Here is a 21,081-nt window from a genome sequence, read left to right as displayed (position 1 = left end):
CGTTACTAATTCATTCTTAACCCCCTCTTTTTAAACGGATTCAATTATGGCAACTGAAATTGTTGATAAAAAGAAAAAAACAGAAGAGCCGATGGAAGATAAATCAAAAGGTCTAAACACATTGCTTTGGGTCTTAGTGGCTGTTTTCTTCGCCGCCGCGGCGATTGGTAATGTTTATTTCCAAAAAGTTTATTCAGCGCCCGTTCGGGTGATTGGTATGGCGATTGTGCTTGTCTTAGCATTTGTTTTTGCTGCGATCACGAATCAGGGTACAAAAGCGCGTCATTTCTTTAAAGAAGCAAAAAATGAAGCGCGTAAAGTGGTATGGCCGACTCGTTCAGAAACGCGTCAAACAACGTTAATTGTCATGGGGGTGACTGTCGTGGCCTCATTGTTTTTCTGGGCGACAGACTCTATCATCGTATCAATTATTAACTTCTTAACCGATTTGAGATTCTAAAATGACGGAAGAAACAACAGTATCAAAAAAACGTTGGTATGTACTACAAGCGTTTTCCGGTTTTGAAAGCCGTGTTGCATTGACTTTGCGTGAATATATTAAACAGCACCAAATGGAAGATCAGTTTGGTGAAGTATTAGTGCCTACTGAAGAAGTTGTGGAAAATGTTGCGGGCAAACGTCGCAAAAGTGAACGTAAATTCTTTCCTGGCTATGTGCTTGTTGAAATGGAAATGAATGATGATACGTGGCACTTAGTGAAAAGTGTCCCACGCGTAATGGGCTTTATTGGTGGAACGCCAGACAAACCCGCTCCGATCTCTAAACGTGAGGCAGATATTATTTTAAACCGCTTAGAGCAAACCGCGGATAAACCTCGCCACCGTAACGAATATCACCCAGGTGAGGAGGTTCGAGTTACTGAAGGACCATTTGCTGATTTCAATGGCACGGTAGAAGAAGTCGATTATGAAAAAGGTCGATTGAAAGTATCTGTTTCCATCTTTGGTCGTGCAACACCGGTTGAATTGGAATTTGGTCAAGTGGAAAAAACGCTCTAATCTCAATTTTTCCAATTATATTGAACTATAACCGCATTTTTATTCTTAAAGTGCGGTTGTTTTTTAGCAATTTTCCTATGTTTTTATTTGAATTGCTTGAAAAGCAATCGCCCTTTTTATATAATCCGCAACCTGTTTGTAAGCCGTTTATCGGCTTATATTTTTGTGTGGCACAGTATCTTTTATGAACAGTGTCGAAATCATCGGGGGAGCTATTTATAGCGCTATGACCCAATTAGAGGAAAACTAAAATGGCAAAAAAAGTCCAAGCCTACGTTAAGTTGCAAGTTGCAGCGGGTATGGCAAACCCATCACCACCGGTTGGTCCGGCATTAGGTCAACAGGGTGTAAACATTATGGAATTCTGTAAAGCATTTAATGCTCGTACTGAGAGCTTAGAAAAAGGTTTACCGATTCCTGTTGTTATCACTGTCTATGCTGACCGTTCATTTACCTTTATTACTAAAACTCCACCGGCTGCCGTATTATTGAAAAAAGCAGCAGGCATCAAATCTGGTTCTGGTAAGCCGAACAAAGATAAAGTGGGTAAAGTAACTTTAGATCAAATCCGTCAAATTGCTGAAACTAAAGCAGCAGATATGACTGGTGCGACTATTGAAACCAAAATGAAATCAATCGCTGGTACTGCTCGTTCTATGGGCTTAGTGGTGGAGGAATAATACGATGGCTAAATTGACTAAAAAGATGAAAGCAATCAAAGCTGGCGTAGATTCTACTAAAGCATATGAAATCAACGAAGCAATTGCGTTATTAAAACAATTCGCAACCGCTAAATTTGTTGAAAGCGTTGATGTTGCAGTAAACTTAGGTATTGATCCTCGTAAGTCTGATCAAAACGTGCGTGGTGCAACCGTGTTACCACATGGTACAGGTCGTGAAGTTCGCGTAGCTGTATTCACTCAAGGCGCAAACGCAGATGCGGCAAAAGCAGCGGGTGCTGACTTAGTGGGTATGGAAGATTTAGCAGAGCAAATCAAGAAAGGTGAAATGAACTTTGATGTGGTTATCGCTTCTCCTGATGCAATGCGTGTTGTAGGTCAATTAGGTCAAGTATTAGGTCCACGTGGTTTAATGCCAAACCCTAAAGTCGGTACTGTAACACCAAATGTTGCTGAAGCGGTAAAAAATGCGAAATCTGGTCAGATCCGTTATCGTAACGATAAAAACGGTATCATCCACACCACCATTGGTAAAGCAAACTTCTCTGAAGAACAATTAAAAGAAAACCTTCAAGCATTATTGGCAGCTTTAACAAAAGCAAAACCAAGCACAGCAAAAGGTATCTTCATTAAGAAAGTCAGCATCTCTACCACTATGGGTGCAGGTGTCGCAGTTGACCAAGCATCACTATAATTGTGACTAACACTCTGAAAAATTTAACCGCACTTTTATTGAAGTGCGGTTTTCTTTTGTCTATTTTTTATCAAAGTTCCAACTTGAATAGATAAATTGTAATTAAATAATAAAATATTCATTCTAAAAAATTCTTGTATTGCTCTAAACATCAGATAATCGGGATTTTCATCAGCTCATATGGGGTTAATGTTGAAAAGAATAAAAAAGTGCGGTTAAAATCCGTTAAGAATTTTAACCGCACTTTATTTATCATTCTATGAAACTATTTATTCAATTTCGCTTTGTAAGTCGGGTTCATTAGGTTTTCAACGGAAAGAATATCGTCTAATTGTTCCGCCGTTAATAATCCTTTCTCTAACACAACTTCACGTACACCTTTACCGGTTTCGGCACAGATTTTACCTACTAAGTCACCATTGTGGTGCCCGATGAATGGATTTAGGTAAGTTACGATACCGATTGAGTTGAATACATAGTTTTCACAAATTTCTTTGTTTACCGTTATGCCGTCCACGCATTTATCACGCAAGTTCACACAGGCATTGGTTAGTATGTCGATAGATTCAAACATGGCTTGACCAATTACTGGCTCCATCACATTCAATTGTAATTGACCGGCTTCAGATGCAAAGGTGACAGTGGTGTCATTGCCAATCACTTTAAAGCAGACTTGGTTGACTACTTCAGGGATCACCGGATTCACTTTAGCCGGCATAATAGAAGAGCCGGCTTGCAATTCCGGTAGATTGATTTCTTTTAAGCCCGCACGAGGACCGGAAGAAAGTAAACGTAAGTCATTGCATACTTTAGAAAGTTTCACGGCAGTACGTTTTAATGCACCGTGTACCATGACATAAGCACCACAATCGGAGGTGGCTTCAATGAGGTTTTCTGCTGGTATGCAAGGTAAGCCCGTTACGTTTGCCAAGTGCTTGACGACTAATTCGGTATAACCTTGTGGCGTATTTAATCCCGTTCCGATAGCCGTTGCTCCGAGATTCACTTCTAACAACAATTCTCCGGTTCGTTTTAAATTGCGTACTTCTTCCTCAAGCAATACGGCAAAGGCTTTAAATTCTTGCCCAACGGTCATTGGTACAGCATCTTGCAATTGAGTACGCCCCATTTTTAATACGTTACTAAACTCTTTTGCTTTATTTTCAAAACCTTCTTGTAAGTATTGAATTTTATCGACAAGTTTCAAAATACTGTTATAAACAGCGATACGGAATCCGGTTGGGTAGGCATCGTTAGTCGATTGGCTGGCATTGACGTGATCCATTGGGTTGATGATATGGTAATCACCTTTTTGGTGACCTATTTTTTCCAGTGCAAGATTTGCCACAACTTCATTGGTATTCATATTCACCGATGTCCCCGCTCCGCCTTGGTAAACATCCGATGGGAATTGATCTAAGCACTTTCCTGTTGTCAGAATTTCATCACAGGCCTCCACAATGGCTTTTGCAATGTTTGTTGGAATTGCACCTAATTCACCATTAGCGAGGGCCGTCGCTTTTTTAACCATCACCATCCCACGTACAAATTCCGGTACATCAGAAATAGTGATATTTGAAATATTAAAATTTTCAACCGCTCTTAGTGTATGAATGCCCCAGTAAGCCTCTGCAGGGACTTCGCGTTCACCAAGTAAATCGACCTCTGTTCTAAATTGAGCCATGTTAATCCACCTATATTGGTTAGTTAATTTGTGCTCATTATAGGAATTTCTGCAATAAAAAGATTGATAAAGATCACATTTTTAAAATGTGGTATCACGACATATTTTCATTTTTCGCATTAGTTTTTTTAGGGCAAATTTTTTTATTTTCCCCTTGAAAGGACGATTTTGCACCCTATTATAGTAAACGCATTTCAAACTTTAGAAGGAAATTAACAATGAATATTCGTCCATTACATGATCGTGTCATTATCAAACGTGAAGAAGTGGAAACCTTATCCGCAGGCGGTATTGTGTTAACCGGTTCTGCTGCAACAAAATCGACTCGTGCAAAAGTGTTGGCGGTGGGGAAAGGTCGCATTTTAGAGAATGGTACCGTTCAGCCTTTAGATGTAAAAGTAGGTGACACTATCATTTTCAATGAGGGTTATGGTGCAAAAAGTGAAAAAATCGATGGGGAAGAAGTCTTAATCATTTCTGAAAGTGATATTTTAGCGATTGTCGAATAATTTAGTGTAGGGTGGGAATCTCACCTAAGATGCATTTAATCGGATGTATAAATAATAAAAGGAAAGAAGAAAATGGCAGCAAAAGACGTAAAATTTGGTAATGATGCTCGTGCAAAAATGTTGAAAGGCGTGAATGTGTTAGCGGACGCAGTAAAAGTCACTCTTGGGCCGAAAGGGCGTAATGTGATTTTAGATAAATCATTTGGCGCGCCAACTATCACTAAAGACGGTGTATCTGTCGCACGTGAGATTGAATTAGAAGATAAATTTGAAAATATGGGCGCACAAATGGTGAAAGAGGTTGCCTCTAAAGCTAATGATGCGGCCGGTGATGGTACAACGACTGCGACGGTTCTTGCACAAGCGATTGTTAGCGAAGGATTAAAAGCCGTGGCTGCGGGTATGAACCCAATGGATTTAAAGCGTGGTATTGATAAAGCGGTAAGTGCGGTCGTTTCTGAGCTTAAAACCCTTTCTAAACCTTGCGAAACTTCAAAAGAAATTGAACAAGTGGGGACGATTTCTGCAAATTCAGATAGCGTAGTGGGTCAATTGATTGCTCAGGCGATGGAAAAAGTGGGGAAAGAAGGTGTCATCACGGTAGAAGATGGTACCGGTCTTGAAGATGAATTAGCGGTTGTGGAAGGTATGCAATTCGATCGCGGTTATCTCTCTCCATATTTCATTAACAAACCGGAAACCGCAACCGTTGAATTGGATAATCCATATATCTTGTTAGTGGATAAAAAAATTGCCAATATTCGCGAATTACTACCTGTATTAGAAGCGGTGGCGAAAGCGGGTAAACCATTACTAATTATTGCTGAAGATGTGGAGGGTGAAGCCCTTGCGACTTTAGTGGTGAACACGATGCGTGGTATTGTGAAAGTGGCTGCGGTGAAAGCGCCGGGCTTTGGTGATCGTCGTAAAGCCATGTTGCAAGATATTGCAATCTTAACTGCTGGTACAGTGATTTCTGAAGAAATTGGTATGGAGCTTGAAAAAGCGACATTAGAAGATCTTGGTCAAGCAAAACGTGTGGTGATTAACAAAGATAACACGACTATCATTGATGGGGTGGGTGAGCAAGCTCAAATTAATGGTCGAGTAGCTCAAATTCGTCAGCAAATTGAAGAATCTACCTCTGATTATGACAAAGAAAAACTTCAAGAGCGTGTAGCGAAATTAGCAGGTGGTGTTGCGGTGATCAAAGTTGGTGCGGCAACAGAAGTGGAAATGAAAGAGAAAAAAGACCGTGTAGATGATGCATTACACGCAACCCGTGCAGCAGTGGAAGAAGGTATCGTTGCCGGTGGTGGCGTAGCCTTGGTGCGTGCAGCCTCTAAAGTGGCAGCAAGCCTACAAGGTGATAATGAAGAGCAAAATGTGGGAATCAAACTTGCATTGCGTGCGATGGAAGCGCCTTTACGTCAAATTGTCACCAATGCCGGAGAAGAAGCCTCTGTTGTGGCTAGTGCAGTGAAAGCAGGAGAAGGTAACTTCGGTTATAACGCAAGCACTGAACAATATGGTGATATGTTGGAAATGGGTATTCTAGATCCAACAAAAGTTACCCGCTCAGCATTACAATTCGCGGCATCGGTAGCCGGCTTAATGATTACCACTGAGTGTATGGTTACTGAGCTTCCAAAAGAAGAAAAAGCAGATTTAGGTGCCGGAATGGGTGGTATGGGAGGCATGGGCGGAATGATGTAATTTTTCCTCCTATGACAAGATAGAAAGGGCGGTCGTTTTTCCATTGGAAAAGCGATCGCTTTTTTATTGATAAAGGTTTACACTGAAAAGCCTTTTTACTAAGGAAATAAATAATGACGATTTCTCAAACCGAACTTAATCAGCAACTCAAATCCAACGGCATAGGTATTAACGCAACAGAACTTCACGGTTTCTTAAGTGGCTTAATTTGTGGTGGTATCAAAGACCAAAGTTGGCAACCGCTAGTTTACCAATTTACCAACGAGAATCATGCTTATCCGACTATACTTTTGGAAACGGTGACTAAACTTTATCAAATAATTTCTAAAACATTGGCGGATGTTGAAAGCTTTTCTTTTGAGTTAGGGCTAGTGGAACATGATAATGTATTTGCACGTGCAGATAGTTTATCTGAATGGGCAAATCATTTTTTACTTGGCTTAGGATTAGCACAACCGTATTTGGATCGAGAAAAAGGTGAAATTGCCGAGGCTGTAGATGATTTACATGATATTTGCCAACTGGGGTATGATGAAGATGACGATGAAGAAGAAATGGCCGAAGCGCTTGAGGAGATCGTTGAATATGTTCGGACGATTGCGACCTTGTTTTATACTCAATTTAATCAATCGTCAGCAGTAGGAAAACAACTATTACACTAAAATAACATCTTTACTCCCTTAAACGGCTCATATAAAGGATAAAAAAATGGATCTAGCGTATATGGCAGAATTGCCACAAGAAGAATTTGTAGAACGCCGTCAAAAAGTGCTGGCGAAAATGCAGACTAATTCAGCGTTGTTACTGTTTTCTGAAATTGAAAAACGTCGTAATAATGATTGTACTTTTCCGTTTCGCCAAGATAGTTACTTTTGGTATTTAACCGGTTTTAATGAACCGAATGCCGCCTTACTATTGGTGAAGACCGAACAATTTGAAAAAACAATCATTCTTCTTAGACCGCGAGATCCTTTACTTGAAACTTGGAACGGCCGTCGTTTAGGCGTAGAATGGGCCCCTGAAAAACTCAATATAAATGAGGCATATTCTATTGATGATTTTAATGTCGTTTTTCCTAAAATTACTGAAAATCTGACCGCACTTTACTATGCGCCGGAGCTTCATTTGTGGGGAGACAAATTACTGTCAGAAAGTGCGGTTAATTTTGCTGAAATTTTAGATTGGCGTCCTATCATTAGTGAAATGCGCTTGATTAAATCCCCTAATGAAATTCGATTAATGCAACAAGCCGGACAAATTACTGCATTAGCGCATATCAAAGCAATGCAAGAAACCCGCCCTAATCGCTTTGAGTATGAAATTGAAAGTGAAATTTTGCATGAATTTAATCGTCATGGGGCACGTTTTGCTTCTTATAATTCCATTGTCGCTGGGGGGGATAATGCCTGTATTTTGCATTACACAGAAAATGATCAACCACTGAAAGAGGGTGATTTAGTTTTAATTGATGCAGGATGTGAGTTTGCGATGTATGCAGGTGATATCACCCGTACGTTTCCTGTAAATGGCAAATTTACTCAAGCTCAGCGTGAGATTTATGACTTAGTACTGAAAGCGCAAAAACGTGCGATAGAATTATTGGTACCGGGTAATTCAATTAAAAGTGTGAATGATGAAGTGATCCGTATTAAAGTACAAGGATTAGTCGACTTAGGCATATTACAGGGAAATGTCGAGTCGTTGATAGAACAAAAAGCCTATCGCCAATTTTATATGCACGGGTTAGGGCATTGGCTGGGCTTAGATGTGCACGATGTGGGGGAATATGGCGAAGAACGTTGCCGAACCCTAGAAGTCGGTATGGTGCTCACCGTTGAGCCGGGGTTGTATATCTCCGAAGACGCGAAGGTGCCGGAGCAATATAGAGGTATTGGCGTGCGTATTGAAGATAATTTACTTATAACGGAATATGGCAATAAAATCTTAACAGCAGCCGTACCAAAAGAGATTGATGCTATTGAAAATCTAATGCAAAAAAATGAACAATTTCTCAAAATGTGATCGAGAGCAAGTTTTTTTGAGAATTGAAGTGCTACTATGATGTGGAAAGATAGTTCCAATCAGATAAGGAGTCGATTATGTATAAGCATATTTTAGTTGCAGTGGATCTTTCCGATGAAAGTGCTTTCTTACTAAAAAAAGCGGTTGGCATTGCCAAGCGCCATGAGGCTAAACTTTCAATTATCCATGTAGATGTGAATTTTTCGGATCTTTATACCGGATTGGTTGATGTCAATATGTCATCTATGCAAGATCGAATTTCAAGTGAAACTCAAAAGGCATTATTAAGCCTCGCAGAAAATGCAAGTTATCCGGTTCAGGAAAAATTGAGTGGTAGTGGTGATTTACGTCAGGTACTGACGGATGCGATTGAGCAGTATGATATTGATTTATTGGTAACGGGTCATCATCAAGATTTTTGGAGTAAATTAATGTCATCAACACGTCAAGTGATGAATACGGTTAAGATTGATATGTTAGTTGTTCCGCTTCGTGATGAATAATAGTATTTATTTGTTAACAGTCTGAAATAAATTTTAACCGCACTTCTTCAGATTGAATGATGAAGTGCGGTTTTATTTTTAAGTTTCAGTGAGTATTTTATGCAAGTATGTTTTATAAAAAGTAATAGGTCGTTTAAATAATAAACAAAGATGGATAATTACTATTAAAAAGCCTTTCTCTAAACTCAAAAAGTATGCAAGAATAATGTGTTTCAGTTTTTAACTTTAAATTATTTGTAACGACAGGTTTGTGATGAAAACAACAGCGGAAATTAGACAATCGTTCCTTGATTTTTTCCATAGTAAGGGACATCAGGTGGTGGCGAGTAGTTCACTTGTTCCTGAAAATGATCCGACATTGCTTTTTACCAATGCTGGAATGAACCAATTTAAAGATGTATTCCTTGGTTTAGATAAACGCCCTTACTCGCGAGCAACAACAGCGCAACGTTGCGTTCGAGCAGGTGGAAAACACAATGACTTAGAAAATGTGGGTTATACCGCACGCCATCATACTTTCTTTGAAATGTTGGGTAATTTCAGTTTCGGGGATTATTTCAAGCATGATGCTATTAATTTTGCATGGGAGTTTTTAACTTCTCCTCAGTGGCTCGGTTTACCTAAAGAAAAATTGTGGGTTACCGTATATGAAACGGATAATGAAGCCTATGATATTTGGAATAAAGAAATTGGTGTGCCGGTAGAGCGTATTATCCGAATTGGTGATAATAAAGGGGCACCTTATGCATCTGACAATTTCTGGGCAATGGGAGATACCGGTCCTTGTGGACCATGCACTGAAATTTTCTACGATCATGGTGAGCATATTTGGGGGGGGCCTCCAGGTTCGCCTGAAGAAGATGGCGATCGTTATATTGAGATTTGGAATGTTGTTTTCATGCAATATAATCGCTTGGCAGACGGTACCATGGAGAAATTGCCTCGTCCATCTGTAGATACCGGTATGGGGTTAGAACGTATTTCTGCCGTATTGCAACATGTGAATTCAAATTATGATATTGATATTTTTAAAGCATTAATTGCAAAGGCAGCTGAAATTGTCGGAACAACAGATTTAAGTAATAAATCCTTACGTGTTATTGCCGATCATATTCGCTCTTGTGCTTACTTAATTGCAGACGGAGTAATTCCATCAAATGAAGGTCGTGGCTATGTATTGCGCCGTATTATTCGTCGTGCGGTACGTCATGGTCATTTACTGGGTGCAAAAGAAGCATTTTTCTATAAACTGGTGCCGACTTTGATTGACGTAATGGCAGAAGCCGGTCGAGATGTTAAAGAAAAACAGGCGAATGTTGAAAAATTATTGCGCTTAGAAGAAGAACAGTTTGCTCGTACATTAGAGCGAGGTTTAAGCCTGTTGGATGAGGCGCTTGCAGAAGTTAATAACGGCGTGCTTTCCGGTGAAGTTGCTTTCAAACTTTATGATACCTACGGTTTCCCATTGGATCTTACTGCTGATGTTTGTCGTGAACGTAATATTGCTATTGATGAAGAAGGTTTTGAGAGAGAAATGGAAGTACAACGCTCTCGAGCGCAAGCGGCAAGTCAATTTGGGGTAGATTACAACAATGTTATTCGTGTTGAAGGTGAAACCAAATTTGAAGGCTATACGGAATCGGAATCCTTAGCAAAAATTACCGCACTTTTCTATGAGGGGCAATTGGTAGAACAAATTTCCGCTGGGCAAAGTGCGGTTGTGATACTAGAAAACACACCATTCTATGCTGAATCGGGTGGTCAAATTGGTGATAGTGGTCATTTACTGGCACAAGGTATCACCTTTAACGTAAAAGATACACAAAAATATGGTCAGGTATTTGGTCATATTGGTGAGCTGGAACAAGGTACACTCACGGTTGGTCAAATAGTAAATGCAGTGGTTGATATTGAGCGTCGTCATCAAACCTCTCTTAATCATTCTGCAACACATTTATTACATGCTGCACTACGCAAATTGCTCGGTACCCACGTTGTCCAAAAAGGGTCTCTGGTTTCAGAAAAAGCATTACGTTTTGATTTTTCACACCCAGAAGCAATCAGCAAAGATCAGATTGCGGAAATAGAGCGTCTTGTAAACCAAAAAATACGTCAAAATTTCCTGATTCAAACGGATATTATGGAGATTGAAGCCGCAAAAGCGAAAGGCGCAATGGCATTATTTGGTGAGAAGTATGCAGAGCAGGTTCGTGTCTTAACAATGGGAGATTTCTCCATTGAACTATGTGGGGGAATTCATGCAAAACGAACCGGTGATATCGGTTTATTTAAAATTACCTCTGAAACTGCTGTTGCTGCGGGTATTCGCCGTATTGAAGCGGTAACCGGTGAAAATGCCATAAATTGGATTTTAGACCAACAATGTATTTTGAACCAAAGTGCAGAATTATTGAAGTCAGATGTTAATACCCTTGCGGATAAAATTCAACAGCTTCAGGATAAATCGAAGAAAGCTGAGAAAGAACTGCAAAGTCTGAAAGAGAAGGCTGCTATGAAAGCGGGTTCGGATTTAGTAAAAAGTGCGGTCAAAATTAACGATGTTTCAGTGATTATACATCAATTAGATGGTATTGAAACAAAATCGCTACGTGTCATGGTTGATGACCTCAAAAATCAACTTGGCTCAGGTGTTATTGTATTTGCATCTGTTTTAGATGAAAAAGTTAACCTCGTCGTTGGCGTGACAAGCGATTTAACCACTAAAGTTAAAGCTGGTAAGCTTGTGAATTTTATGGCTCAACAGGTTGGTGGTAAAGGCGGTGGTCGCCCGGATATGGCAATGGCAGGCGGCTCCCAACCGGAAAATGTGGCACAAGCATTAGTGGTGGCACAGAACTGGTTAAACGAAAATCTGTAGTACAAGCCTTGGTTGGTGGGATTGCCAACCTTTCCTTGATTGATAGGGATATCTAATAAATGCAAACTAAGGAGATAAAAGATGTTAATCTTAACTCGTAAAGTTGGCGAAAGTGTACTTATTGGAGATGATATTTCTATCACGGTTTTGAGTGTACGTGGAAACCAAGTAAAGCTCGGTGTTCAAGCGCCTAAAGAAGTATCAGTTCACCGAGAAGAAATTTACCAACGAATTAAGCAGACGCAAGATGAATCTTCAAATAATTCACCTTGATGATTCAAAAATTTAACGGATTTGTAAAGTATGAAAGCGATTATTCCTGTTGCCGGTTTAGGCACACGTATGTTACCTGCTACGAAGGCGATTCCAAAAGAAATGCTCACGTTGGTAGATAAACCACTGATTCAATACGTGGTAAATGAATGTGTAGCTGCAGGCATTAAAGAAATTGTGCTTGTGACCCATTCATCAAAGAATGCTATAGAAAACCACTTTGATACCTCTTTTGAGCTTGAGACGATGTTAGAAAAGCGTGTTAAACGTCAGCTTCTCGAAGAAGTGCGTTCTATTTGTCCAAAAGATGTGACGATTATGCACGTTCGTCAAGGTAATGCGAAGGGGTTGGGACATGCAGTGCTATGTGGGCGTCCAATTGTGGGAAATGAACCTTTTGCTGTGGTCTTACCCGATGTATTACTTGCTGATTTTAGTGCGGATCAATCCAAAGAGAATTTATCAGCCATGATCAAGCGTTTCAATGAAACTCAAGCAAGCCAAATAATGGTTGCTCCTGTCGCTCAAGAGGACGTGAGTAACTATGGTGTAGCTGATTGTGGTGGTATGGCTTTACATGGCGGTGAAAGTATTAAAATTAATAACATCGTTGAAAAGCCTTCAGTTGAGAATGCACCATCAAACCTTGCAGTTGTTGGGCGTTATGTTTTTTCTGCAGCCATTTGGGATTTATTGGAAAGAACTCCTATAGGGGTTGGTGATGAAATTCAATTAACTGATGCGATTGATATGCTCATTGAAAAAGAAACTGTAGAGGCTTTCCATATGACTGGTGATACTTTCGATTGTGGTGACAAAATTGGCTATATGCAAGCATTTGTTGAATACGGTATTCGTCATAATAAATTAGGTGAAGATTTTAAGGTATTTATTAAAAACCTTGCGAAAAGGTTGTAGATTGAGGAGGGGAGTAAGTCCTCCTTTTGATACAGGATGGTTTGTTACACCATATTAAATAATATAAACCCCATTTATTATAATGGGGTTTATCGTACTGAAAATGAATATCATATTGTGTTAGTACTGGCTAAATATAATTTGAAAGGTAGACTCATTTATTTTTACGTTTTGCTCGGGGGTGAGCTTGGTCGTAAGCTTCGGTGAGATGCTGGAAGTTAAGGTGGGTGTAAATTTGTGTAGTGGAAAGATTGCTATGTCCCAACAGCTCTTGTACCGCTCGAAGATCTGAGCTTGCTTCCAACATATGTGTGGCAAAAGAATGGCGGAGCTTATGTGGGGTTAAATGGCTGTTTAACCCTTGACGGATTCCCCAAGTTTCCAAACGTTTCTGAATAGAGCGATGAGAAATACGGTTTCCCAGTTGGCTCACAAACAGCGCATCATCTTTTGGATTAAATAGTAACCGCACTTTGAGCCATTCTTGGATAGCATGAGAGGCGTAGCGACCAAAAGGCACGATACGCTCTTTGTTGCCCTTCCCAAGTACTCTAACTTCACGGGTACGAGTATTAATACTCGTTAAGTTTAACCCTTGTAGTTCAGACAGGCGTAAGCCAGAGCTATACATTAATTCTAAAATAGCGCGATCACGAATATCAATAGGCTCTTTGCTATCGTTGGCAAGTAGCTGCTGAATTTGTTCTCCGTCAATGTTTTTAGGTAAATGTTTTCCCTGTCTAGGGGGAGAGATTCCTATAGCAGGGTTTGCTTTTAATTGCCCTTGTTGAACTAAATATCCGAGAAACATTCTTAGGGCGGATAAACGTAGAGCCAGACTTTTTTCTTTCAACCCTTCTTTTTTACTTTGCGCCAAAATAAAACGTACTACACTCGGTGTGATATGTTCCCATTGATTTATGTCTTGCTTGTTAAGCAATGTGACGATAGTCTCTAGTTGGTGTTTGTAATTAGAGAGAGTATGAGGGCTGACCTGACGTTCAATACGTAAATAATCCCAGTAAGATTGTAATTCGGTATACATCATAAACTCAGCTCAAATAGGCTTTTCTTTGGGTTTAATTTAAAGCCTTCGTATTCAAGTAACTCATGCTGTGCTGGCTCTAATTCAGTGACTAAGCGATTTGATTGAGTATAAAGTACAAATTCTTTGGCTTTGGAAATTAATGCGGTATAAATCTCGGTTTTCTGAGTATTATCAATGACATAAATATCAGTGAGTTGCCAGTAACGTTGTAGTTGGAGTGATGATAGGCGAGGATAAAGTTGAATAAATCCAACGGCTTTATCTTGTGAATTAATGGCAATAAAAAAGAGGCTTTCATTAAAGCGAATGCGATTAGTGAGGAAGGTTAAACTGCGGTCAGGATTTTCTGTCATTCCATTACTAAGACGGTAATGTTCAAAAAGAGGCAAAAGCACCTCAATATTCCACTGCTCGGCCTTGAAAATCTTCATATTAATAAAATTGGCTATTTTTTATTTGAACTATACAGTGAATTGTAGCTTTTTCACGTTGAAGAATCACGCACTCAGGAAAAAATTTTTAAGATTTGTGATTTTGAACAAAGAATCAAGGTGAAAATTTGGTATAGTAAGCAAGTCTATTAACTAATATGGAGAAATAAAAATGGCACGTCGTCCTTTAGTCATGGGTAACTGGAAATTGAATGGTGACAAAAGCTTTACTAAGGAATTGATTGAAAATTTAAAATCAGAGCTAGCAGGTGTGAACGGTTGTGATGTTGCAATTGCCCCTCCAGTAATGTATTTAGCGGAAGCTGAAACCTCTCTAATTGGTAGCCAAATTTTACTTGGTGCACAAAATGTCGATGTGAATGTGAAAGGCGCATTTACTGGTGATATTTCAACGGAAATGTTAAAAGATTTTGGCGCAAAATATATTATTATTGGTCATTCTGAGCGTCGCACTTATCACAAAGAAAGCGACGAGTTTATTGCGAAAAAATTTGCCGCATTAAAAGAAGCTGGTTTAGTCCCTGTATTATGTATTGGTGAATCAGAAGCTGAAAATGAAGCAGGTAAAACTGAAGAAGTGTGTGCTCGTCAAATTGATTCCGTCATTAATGCATTAGGCGTGGAAGCGTTTAATGGTGCGGTGATTGCTTATGAACCAATTTGGGCAATCGGTACTGGCAAGTCGGCTACTCCTGAACAGGCACAATCTGTTCATGCCTTTATTCGCGGTCATATTGCTACCAAATCTCAAGCGGTGGCTGATCAAGTGATCATTCAATATGGTGGCTCTGTAAATGATGCGAACGCAGCGGAATTATTTACCCAGCCAGATATTGATGGTGCATTAGTAGGTGGTGCATCACTTAAGGCACCGGCATTTGCGGTGATCGTAAAAGCGGCTGAGGCAGCGAAAAATTAGTTTTTATCATTAAATCATTATTATGTAGCAAACTCACAAAGAGGAAAATATGGAGCTACTGTGTAGCTATCCCTACTTGGTAAATAAGTTTGTGCGATTGTTACGTTAGAAATAACAACCCGTACGTAAAACGTGCGGGTTTAGGCTTTCCTCAAGGGGTTGCGAAATTGAATGCAGTCCTTGATTATATTCTTCGTTGGTAGATTATCTTGAATCGTATCCTCTTTTTCTTGATTCCTTATATATTCCTCTATCATCTTTTACTTAAGCTAGCTGTGCTCATAACCAGCAGTGCTCACTAAAATTCTTTTGTCCAAAAGTGACGATTTCTTTTAAGTTAGCCATGTCTTTCGAATATTATTAGTGCTGATTTATCTTTTAGACAGCATATAAAACCTGAGACTGATAGTTAGGGAGGCTTTAATAGTGGGATATGGTCGAGATTGAGTGAGTCTGCACAATTAAAAAGCCAATAGCTCAAGCTATTGGCCTTATTCTTATATCTTGTGAATTAAGCGATAACCGCTTTTTCAACAACGCGAACTAATGTCCAAGATTTGGTTTTTGATAGAGGGCGACATTCGCGAATCTCTACAGTATCACCAACTTTGGCTTCATTGTTTTCATCGTGTACATGTAATTTTGTTGTACGACGGATAAATTTACCGTATAACGGGTGTTTTACCTTACGTTCAATCGCAACAACGAAAGATTTTTCCATTTTGTCGCTAACAACTTTACCTTGTACGCTACGAATTTTATCAGTCATTACTCACCCGCCTTTTCGGTTAATACAGTTTTTACACGTGCAATATCACGACGCACTTGTTTAGCCTGATGGGTTTGTTGAAGCTGACCGGTGGCTGTTTGCATACGCAATTTGAATTGTTCACCTAGAAGGTTTAATAATTCAGCATTCAGCTCTTCAACACTTTTTGTACGTAAATCTTGAGCTTTCATTACATCACCGTCTTAGTTACGAAGGTAGTCTTAACCGGCAATTTCGCCGCAGCTAATGCAAATGCATTTCTTGCCACTTCTTCAGACACACCATCCATTTCATAAAGCACTTTACCCGGTTGGATCAAGGCTACCCAGTATTCAACGTTACCTTTACCTTTACCCATACGGACTTCTAATGGTTTTTCAGTAATTGGTTTATCTGGGAATACTCGAATCCAGATTTTACCTTGACGTTTTACCGCACGAGACATCGCACGACGCGCTGCTTCGATTTGACGAGCGGTTAAACGACAACGACCAACAGCTTTTAAACCGTAAGTACCGAAGCTCACTTCAGTACCATTTGCGATACCACGGTTGCGGCCTTTGTGAACTTTACGGAATTTTGTACGTTTTGGTTGCAACATTTAGCGTTTCTCCTTACTTACGACCTTTACCGCGCGGCGCTCTTTTAGGCTTGTCGGCAGGTTGTTGTTCTGATTGCGCAACGGCAGCCATTCCACCAAGAATTTCACCTTTGAAGATCCACACTTTTACGCCGATTACGCCGTAAGTTGTGTGTGCTTCTGCAGTGTTATAATCGATGTCTGCACGAAGAGTATGGAGAGGTACACGACCTTCACGATACCATTCTGAACGTGCAATTTCTGCACCACCTAAACGACCGCTAACCTCAACTTTGATACCTTTCGCACCTAAACGCATTGCGCTTTGTACCGCACGTTTCATTGCACGGCGGAACATTACACGACGTTCTAATTGAGAAGCGATGCTTTCTGCAACTAATTTCGCATCTAATTCAGGTTTTTTCACTTCAGCGATGTTAATTTGAGCCGGAACGCCAGCAATTTTAGAGACTGCGTTACGTAATTTTTCAACATCTTCGCCTTTTTTACCGATTACGATACCAGGACGAGCTGTGTGAATAGTGACACGAATACTTTTAGCCGGACGCTCAATAGTAATACGTGAAACTGAAGCATTTGCTAATTCTTTATTTAAGAATTGACGTACTTTGAAATCGCCTTCAAGATTGTCAGCGAAGTCTTTTGTATTCGCGAACCAAGTAGAGCTCCAAGGTTTTACAATACCTAGGCGAATACCATGTGGATGTACTTTTTGACCCATTGCTATTCTCCTACTGATTAACGATCTGACACAACCACAGTGATGTGGCTAGTACGTTTTAAAATACGATCTGCACGACCTTTAGCACGTGGCATAACACGTTTCATGCTAGGACCTTCATCTACGAAGATTTTAGCAACTTTAAGATCATCAATATCTGCACCATCATTGTGCTCTGCGTTTGCAATAGCTGACTCTAAAACTTTCTTCACTAAAGACGCAGCTTTTTTGTTTGTGAAAGTTAAGATTTCTAATGCTTGCGCAACTTTTTTACCACGAATTAAATCGGCAACTAAGCGAGCTTTTTGGGCAGAAGTGCGAGCGTAACGATGTTTTGCGATAGTTTCCATCTCTTTACCTCTTATTTCTTAGCTTTCTTATCTGCCGCGTGACCGCGGTATGTACGAGTCGGTGCAAATTCACCTAATTTATGACCGATCATTTCATCAGATACATAAACTGGAACGTGCTGACGACCATTATGGACTGCGATGGTCAATCCGATCATTGATGGAATGATCATTGAACGACGGGACCAAGTTTTGATTGGTTTTTTATCCCCGCTTTCCACCGCCTTCTCTACCTTCTTCAACAAGTGTAGGTCAAGGAAAGGACCTTTCTTGAGAGAACGTGGCATGGCTAATCCTCTTTAATTTAATCTATTATTTGCCACGACGACGTACGATATATTTATCAGTACGTTTGTTGTGACGAGTTTTCTTACCTTTGGTTTGAACGCCCCATGGAGTAACAGGGTGTTTACCAAAGTTACGGCCTTCACCACCACCGTGTGGGTGGTCAACTGGGTTCATTGCAGTACCACGAACTGTCGGGCGAATACCTCTCCAACGGTTAGCACCGGCTTTACCCAATACGCGAAGCATATGTTCTGAGTTACCAACTTCACCAATTGTAGCAACACATTCCGCTAATACTTTACGCATTTCGCCTGAGCGTAAACGTAAAGTCACATAGTTTCCTTCACGTGCGATAATTTGTACATACGCACCAGCAGAACGAGCAATTTGACCACCTTTACCAGGTTTTAATTCAACGTTATGTACAGTTGAACCTACAGGGATATTACGCATTGGTAACGCATTACCCACTTTAATCGGTGAATTTACACCGGCTTGGATTTGATCGCCTACTGACAAGCCTTTCGGTGCTAAAATATAACGACGTTCACCGTCTTTATAAAGCACTAAAGCGATGTTAGCGGAGCGGTTTGGATCATATTCTAAGCGCTCAACAACCGCTGGGATATCTAACTTGTTACGTTTGAAATCGATTAAACGGTAGTGTTGTTTATGACCGCCACCAATGTGACGAGTTGTAATACGACCATAGTTGTTACGACCACCGGTTTTAGATTTAGTATCTAGTAATGGTGCGTAAGGTTTACCCTTGTGTAATTCAGGGTTCACGATTTTAACAACGTGACGACGACCAGCGGAGGTCGGCTTACATTTTACGATAGCCATTCTCTATTTTCCTCCGATTACTCTGCACTGTCCACGAAGTCCAAATTTTGGCCTTCAGCTAAAGTTACATAAGCTTTTTTCCAGTCGCTGCGACGACCCATTTTAGTACCACGGCGTTTAGTTTTACCTTTAACAACCACAGTACGAACAGAATCTACTTTTACCTCAAATAATTGAGCAACAGCAGCAGCAATTTCAGCTTTGTTCGCATCTAAAGCAACTTTAAGTACAACAGTGTTAGATTTTTCAGCATTGTTAGTTGCTTTTTCAGAGATATGCGGTGCACGAAGCACGCTCAGCAAACGTTCTTGACTCATGCTAAAATCTCCTCAATTTGTTTCACAGCATCAACAGTAACAATCACTTTATCAAAAGCAATTAAGCTTACCGGATCGATACCTTGTACATCACGTACGTCAACTTTATATAAGTTACGTGCGGCTAAGAATAGATTTTCATCTAAACTCGCTGTGATAATTAACGCATCTTCAACTGCTAAATCTTTTAATTTTTGTACTAAAACTTTAGTTTTTGGTGCATCAATTTCAAATTTCTCAACAACCATTAAACGGTCTTGACGAACTAATTCAGAAAGAATGCTTTTAATTGCACCACGGTACATTTTTTTGTTCACTTTTTGGCTGTGATCTTGTGGTTTTGCCGCAAAGGTTGTACCACCAGAACGCCAAATTGGAGATTTAATATCACCAACACGAGCACGACCTGTACCTTTTTGACGCCAAGGTTTTTTACCTGAACCAGACACTTCAGCACGAGTTTTTTGAGCACGAGTACCTTGACGCGCACCTGCTGCATAAGCAACAACAACTTGGTGGATCAATGCTTCGTTAAACTCACGTCCGAAGGTAGTTTCAGAAACAGTGAGTGCATTTGCACCTACAACTTGTAATTCCATCTCTATCTCCTAGACTTATGCTTTAACTGCCGGCTTAACGATAACATCGCCATTGATAGCACCAGGTACAGAACCTTTTACTAATAGCAATTTACGCTCAGCATCTACACGAACAACTTCAAGTGATTGAACGGTTACACGCTCAGCACCTAAATGTCCTGCCATTTTTTTACCTTTAAACACACGACCCGGAGTTTGGTTTTGACCAATAGAACCAAGGACACGATGTGATAAAGAGTTACCGTGGGTAGCATCTTGAGTACGGAAATTCCAACGTTTAACACCACCTTGGAAACCTTTACCTTTAGAAGTACCGGTAACATCCACTTTTTTAACATCTGCAAAGATGTCAACATTGATTTCTTGACCTAAAGTGAATTCTTCACCTTCAGTACGGAATTCCCATAAACCGCGACCAGCTTCAACACCTGCTTTCACGAAATGACCTGCTTCAGGCTTAGTTACACGATTCGCTTTTTTAGAACCAGTAGTAACTTGAATTGCAGTATAGCCATCGTTTTCAAGAGTTTTAACTTGAGTTACGCGGTTGGCTTCGATTTCGATAACGGTAACTGGTACTGACACACCGTCTTCATTGAAGATACGGGTCATACCAACTTTACGACCGACTAAACCAATCATTGTAATAACCTCTTAATTAACCTAGGCTGATCTGCACGTCAACGCCGGCAGCCAAATCTAAACGCATTAATGCATCAACAGTTTTTTCTGTTGGCTCTACGATATCTACTAAACGTTTGTGAGTACGAATTTCGTATTGGTCACGAGCATCTTTGTTCACGTGTGGAGAAATCAACACGGTGAAACGTTCTTTACGAGTTGGTAAAGGAATCGGACCACGAACTTGCGCACCGGTACGTTTAGCTGTTTCTACGATCTCCGCAGTAGATTGGTCGATCAAACGGTGATCGAACGCTTTTAAGCGGATACGGATTCTTTGGTTCTGCATTAGACCAGAGCTCCAATAAAATTTAGCTAATAAAAAACTAACACCAATCGCAATTCTAACTTCAAACATAGAAAAGGAGGTGCAAGTTACCTGTTATATAGTCTCCAAATCGGAAACATTGTTTAGCGCAACATATCGTTACGCACGTTTAATAAATGATTACATTAAACGGCTCTCATATCGAAAGCCCGCCAATACTACATAAAACCGAAACGGATTGCAAGGTATTTATTCAAAAATATACAAAAAGTGCGGTTATTTTTCCAATTGTTTCAAAATCAAAACAAGATGGAAAATGACCGCAC

Annotated in this window: 28 protein-coding genes and 1 pseudogene; 14 read left to right on the top strand and 15 right to left on the bottom strand. The window is 40.1% G+C overall.

The genetic code is table 11. The features are described from left to right. Nucleotides 1-46 precede the first annotated feature (46 nt). The 4 genes from secE (at nt 47) to rplA (ending at nt 2,393) form a co-directional block, all read left to right on the top strand. The gene (secE, locus tag BKK54_RS08105; protein WP_077542581.1) at nt 47-460 is read left to right on the top strand and encodes a preprotein translocase subunit SecE; all 414 of its coding nucleotides are present in this window, start codon (nt 47-49) and stop codon (nt 458-460) included. A gap of 1 nt (nt 461) precedes the next feature. Beyond that, nucleotides 462-1,019 carry a transcription termination/antitermination protein NusG gene (gene nusG, locus BKK54_RS08100; protein ID WP_077542580.1) on the top strand — a complete coding sequence of 186 codons (558 nt, stop codon included), beginning with the start codon at nt 462-464 and terminating at the stop codon, nt 1,017-1,019. A gap of 251 nt (nt 1,020-1,270) precedes the next feature. Then, entirely contained in the window at nt 1,271-1,699 is a 429-nt protein-coding gene (gene rplK / locus BKK54_RS08095) for a 50S ribosomal protein L11 (RefSeq protein WP_007241834.1), read from the top strand. Between the two features lie 4 nt (nt 1,700-1,703). Continuing rightward, nucleotides 1,704-2,393, top strand: coding sequence for a 50S ribosomal protein L1 (gene rplA / locus BKK54_RS08090; protein ID WP_077542579.1), 690 nt, complete (start codon nt 1,704-1,706; stop codon nt 2,391-2,393). Between the two features lie 265 nt (nt 2,394-2,658). Here rplA and aspA read toward each other — a convergent pair whose 3' ends face one another. Continuing rightward, nucleotides 2,659-4,077 (bottom strand): aspartate ammonia-lyase, encoded by a 1,419-nt coding sequence (aspA, locus tag BKK54_RS08085; protein WP_077542578.1) that lies wholly within the window; start codon nt 4,075-4,077, stop codon nt 2,659-2,661. Nucleotides 4,078-4,295: 218 nt separating this feature from the next. Between aspA and BKK54_RS08080 the strand changes: the two genes are divergently transcribed. The 8 genes from BKK54_RS08080 to galU all read left to right on the top strand — a co-directional run bounded on the left by BKK54_RS08080 (nt 4,296) and on the right by galU (nt 12,896). After that, the gene (locus tag BKK54_RS08080; protein ID WP_077542577.1) at nt 4,296-4,586 is read left to right on the top strand and encodes a co-chaperone GroES; all 291 of its coding nucleotides are present in this window, start codon (nt 4,296-4,298) and stop codon (nt 4,584-4,586) included. A 72-nt stretch (nt 4,587-4,658) separates the two neighbouring features. Continuing rightward, complete coding sequence (gene groL, locus BKK54_RS08075; RefSeq protein ID WP_077542576.1) at nt 4,659-6,302, top strand: chaperonin GroEL; 1,644 nt, start codon at nt 4,659-4,661, stop codon at nt 6,300-6,302. Between the two features lie 113 nt (nt 6,303-6,415). Further along, on the top strand, nt 6,416-6,964 hold the full coding sequence (locus BKK54_RS08070; protein ID WP_077542575.1) for a YecA family protein: 549 nt from the start codon (nt 6,416-6,418) through the stop codon (nt 6,962-6,964). A 46-nt stretch (nt 6,965-7,010) separates the two neighbouring features. Further along, complete coding sequence (gene pepP / locus BKK54_RS08065; protein WP_077542574.1) at nt 7,011-8,324, top strand: Xaa-Pro aminopeptidase; 1,314 nt, start codon at nt 7,011-7,013, stop codon at nt 8,322-8,324. A 77-nt stretch (nt 8,325-8,401) separates the two neighbouring features. Beyond that, nucleotides 8,402-8,827 (top strand): universal stress protein UspA, encoded by a 426-nt coding sequence (uspA, locus tag BKK54_RS08060; protein ID WP_077542573.1) that lies wholly within the window; start codon nt 8,402-8,404, stop codon nt 8,825-8,827. A 253-nt stretch (nt 8,828-9,080) separates the two neighbouring features. Then, entirely contained in the window at nt 9,081-11,705 is a 2,625-nt protein-coding gene (gene alaS / locus BKK54_RS08055; protein WP_077542572.1) for an alanine--tRNA ligase, read from the top strand. Nucleotides 11,706-11,786: 81 nt separating this feature from the next. Further along, a complete protein-coding gene (gene csrA / locus BKK54_RS08050) occupies nt 11,787-11,978 on the top strand; it encodes a carbon storage regulator CsrA (RefSeq protein ID WP_077542571.1) in 192 nt (63 codons plus the stop codon). A 30-nt stretch (nt 11,979-12,008) separates the two neighbouring features. Continuing rightward, entirely contained in the window at nt 12,009-12,896 is an 888-nt protein-coding gene (galU, locus tag BKK54_RS08045) for a UTP--glucose-1-phosphate uridylyltransferase GalU (protein ID WP_077542570.1), read from the top strand. Nucleotides 12,897-13,050: 154 nt separating this feature from the next. On the opposite strand, the gene xerC is transcribed toward galU, so the two are convergent. Continuing rightward, nucleotides 13,051-13,941 carry a tyrosine recombinase XerC gene (gene xerC / locus BKK54_RS08040; RefSeq protein ID WP_077542569.1) on the bottom strand — a complete coding sequence of 297 codons (891 nt, stop codon included), beginning with the start codon at nt 13,939-13,941 and terminating at the stop codon, nt 13,051-13,053. Then, on the bottom strand, nt 13,941-14,375 hold the full coding sequence (locus BKK54_RS08035) for a GNAT family N-acetyltransferase (RefSeq protein ID WP_077542568.1): 435 nt from the start codon (nt 14,373-14,375) through the stop codon (nt 13,941-13,943). Before BKK54_RS08035 ends, xerC begins: the two co-directional genes overlap by 1 nt. A gap of 172 nt (nt 14,376-14,547) precedes the next feature. Here BKK54_RS08035 and tpiA point away from each other — a divergent pair, with 172 nt between their 5' ends. Further along, complete coding sequence (tpiA, locus tag BKK54_RS08030) at nt 14,548-15,315, top strand: triose-phosphate isomerase (RefSeq protein WP_077542567.1); 768 nt, start codon at nt 14,548-14,550, stop codon at nt 15,313-15,315. 330 nt (nt 15,316-15,645) lie between these two features. Here tpiA and BKK54_RS12270 read toward each other — a convergent pair. The 12 genes and pseudogenes from BKK54_RS12270 to rpsJ all read right to left on the bottom strand — a co-directional run. Further along, a pseudogene (locus BKK54_RS12270) lies at nt 15,646-15,724 on the bottom strand (IS200/IS605 family transposase); the annotation flags it as partial. Nucleotides 15,725-15,826: 102 nt separating this feature from the next. Further along, complete coding sequence (gene rpsQ / locus BKK54_RS08025) at nt 15,827-16,084, bottom strand: 30S ribosomal protein S17 (protein WP_005625886.1); 258 nt, start codon at nt 16,082-16,084, stop codon at nt 15,827-15,829. Then, entirely contained in the window at nt 16,084-16,275 is a 192-nt protein-coding gene (rpmC, locus tag BKK54_RS08020) for a 50S ribosomal protein L29 (protein WP_018356233.1), read from the bottom strand. The genes rpsQ and rpmC overlap by 1 nt, the downstream gene beginning before the upstream one ends. Next, entirely contained in the window at nt 16,275-16,685 is a 411-nt protein-coding gene (gene rplP / locus BKK54_RS08015) for a 50S ribosomal protein L16 (RefSeq protein WP_018356232.1), read from the bottom strand. Before rplP ends, rpmC begins: the two co-directional genes overlap by 1 nt. A gap of 13 nt (nt 16,686-16,698) precedes the next feature. After that, entirely contained in the window at nt 16,699-17,406 is a 708-nt protein-coding gene (gene rpsC / locus BKK54_RS08010) for a 30S ribosomal protein S3 (RefSeq protein ID WP_077542566.1), read from the bottom strand. A gap of 17 nt (nt 17,407-17,423) precedes the next feature. Continuing rightward, nucleotides 17,424-17,756 carry a 50S ribosomal protein L22 gene (rplV, locus tag BKK54_RS08005; RefSeq protein WP_018356230.1) on the bottom strand — a complete coding sequence of 111 codons (333 nt, stop codon included), beginning with the start codon at nt 17,754-17,756 and terminating at the stop codon, nt 17,424-17,426. 11 nt (nt 17,757-17,767) lie between these two features. Continuing rightward, on the bottom strand, nt 17,768-18,043 hold the full coding sequence (gene rpsS / locus BKK54_RS08000) for a 30S ribosomal protein S19 (protein WP_005539416.1): 276 nt from the start codon (nt 18,041-18,043) through the stop codon (nt 17,768-17,770). A gap of 25 nt (nt 18,044-18,068) precedes the next feature. Beyond that, nucleotides 18,069-18,890 (bottom strand): 50S ribosomal protein L2, encoded by an 822-nt coding sequence (gene rplB, locus BKK54_RS07995; RefSeq protein ID WP_077426744.1) that lies wholly within the window; start codon nt 18,888-18,890, stop codon nt 18,069-18,071. Between the two features lie 17 nt (nt 18,891-18,907). Next, nucleotides 18,908-19,207 (bottom strand): 50S ribosomal protein L23, encoded by a 300-nt coding sequence (rplW, locus tag BKK54_RS07990; protein ID WP_018356228.1) that lies wholly within the window; start codon nt 19,205-19,207, stop codon nt 18,908-18,910. After that, nucleotides 19,204-19,806, bottom strand: coding sequence for a 50S ribosomal protein L4 (gene rplD / locus BKK54_RS07985; RefSeq protein WP_077436054.1), 603 nt, complete (start codon nt 19,804-19,806; stop codon nt 19,204-19,206). Before rplD ends, rplW begins: the two co-directional genes overlap by 4 nt. Before the next feature lie 15 nt (nt 19,807-19,821). Next, a complete protein-coding gene (rplC, locus tag BKK54_RS07980) occupies nt 19,822-20,448 on the bottom strand; it encodes a 50S ribosomal protein L3 (RefSeq protein ID WP_018356226.1) in 627 nt (208 codons plus the stop codon). A 16-nt stretch (nt 20,449-20,464) separates the two neighbouring features. Continuing rightward, on the bottom strand, nt 20,465-20,776 hold the full coding sequence (gene rpsJ / locus BKK54_RS07975; protein ID WP_001181005.1) for a 30S ribosomal protein S10: 312 nt from the start codon (nt 20,774-20,776) through the stop codon (nt 20,465-20,467). A gap of 155 nt (nt 20,777-20,931) precedes the next feature. Between rpsJ and BKK54_RS11760 the strand changes: the two genes are divergently transcribed. Further along, a complete protein-coding gene (locus BKK54_RS11760; protein ID WP_158074623.1) occupies nt 20,932-21,075 on the top strand; it encodes a hypothetical protein in 144 nt (47 codons plus the stop codon). Nucleotides 21,076-21,081 lie beyond the last annotated feature (6 nt).

The organism is Rodentibacter genomosp. 1 (genome assembly GCF_001999285.1).
Taxonomy (GTDB): domain Bacteria; phylum Pseudomonadota; class Gammaproteobacteria; order Enterobacterales; family Pasteurellaceae; genus Rodentibacter.
This window is presented reverse-complemented; position numbering and strand designations above follow the sequence as displayed.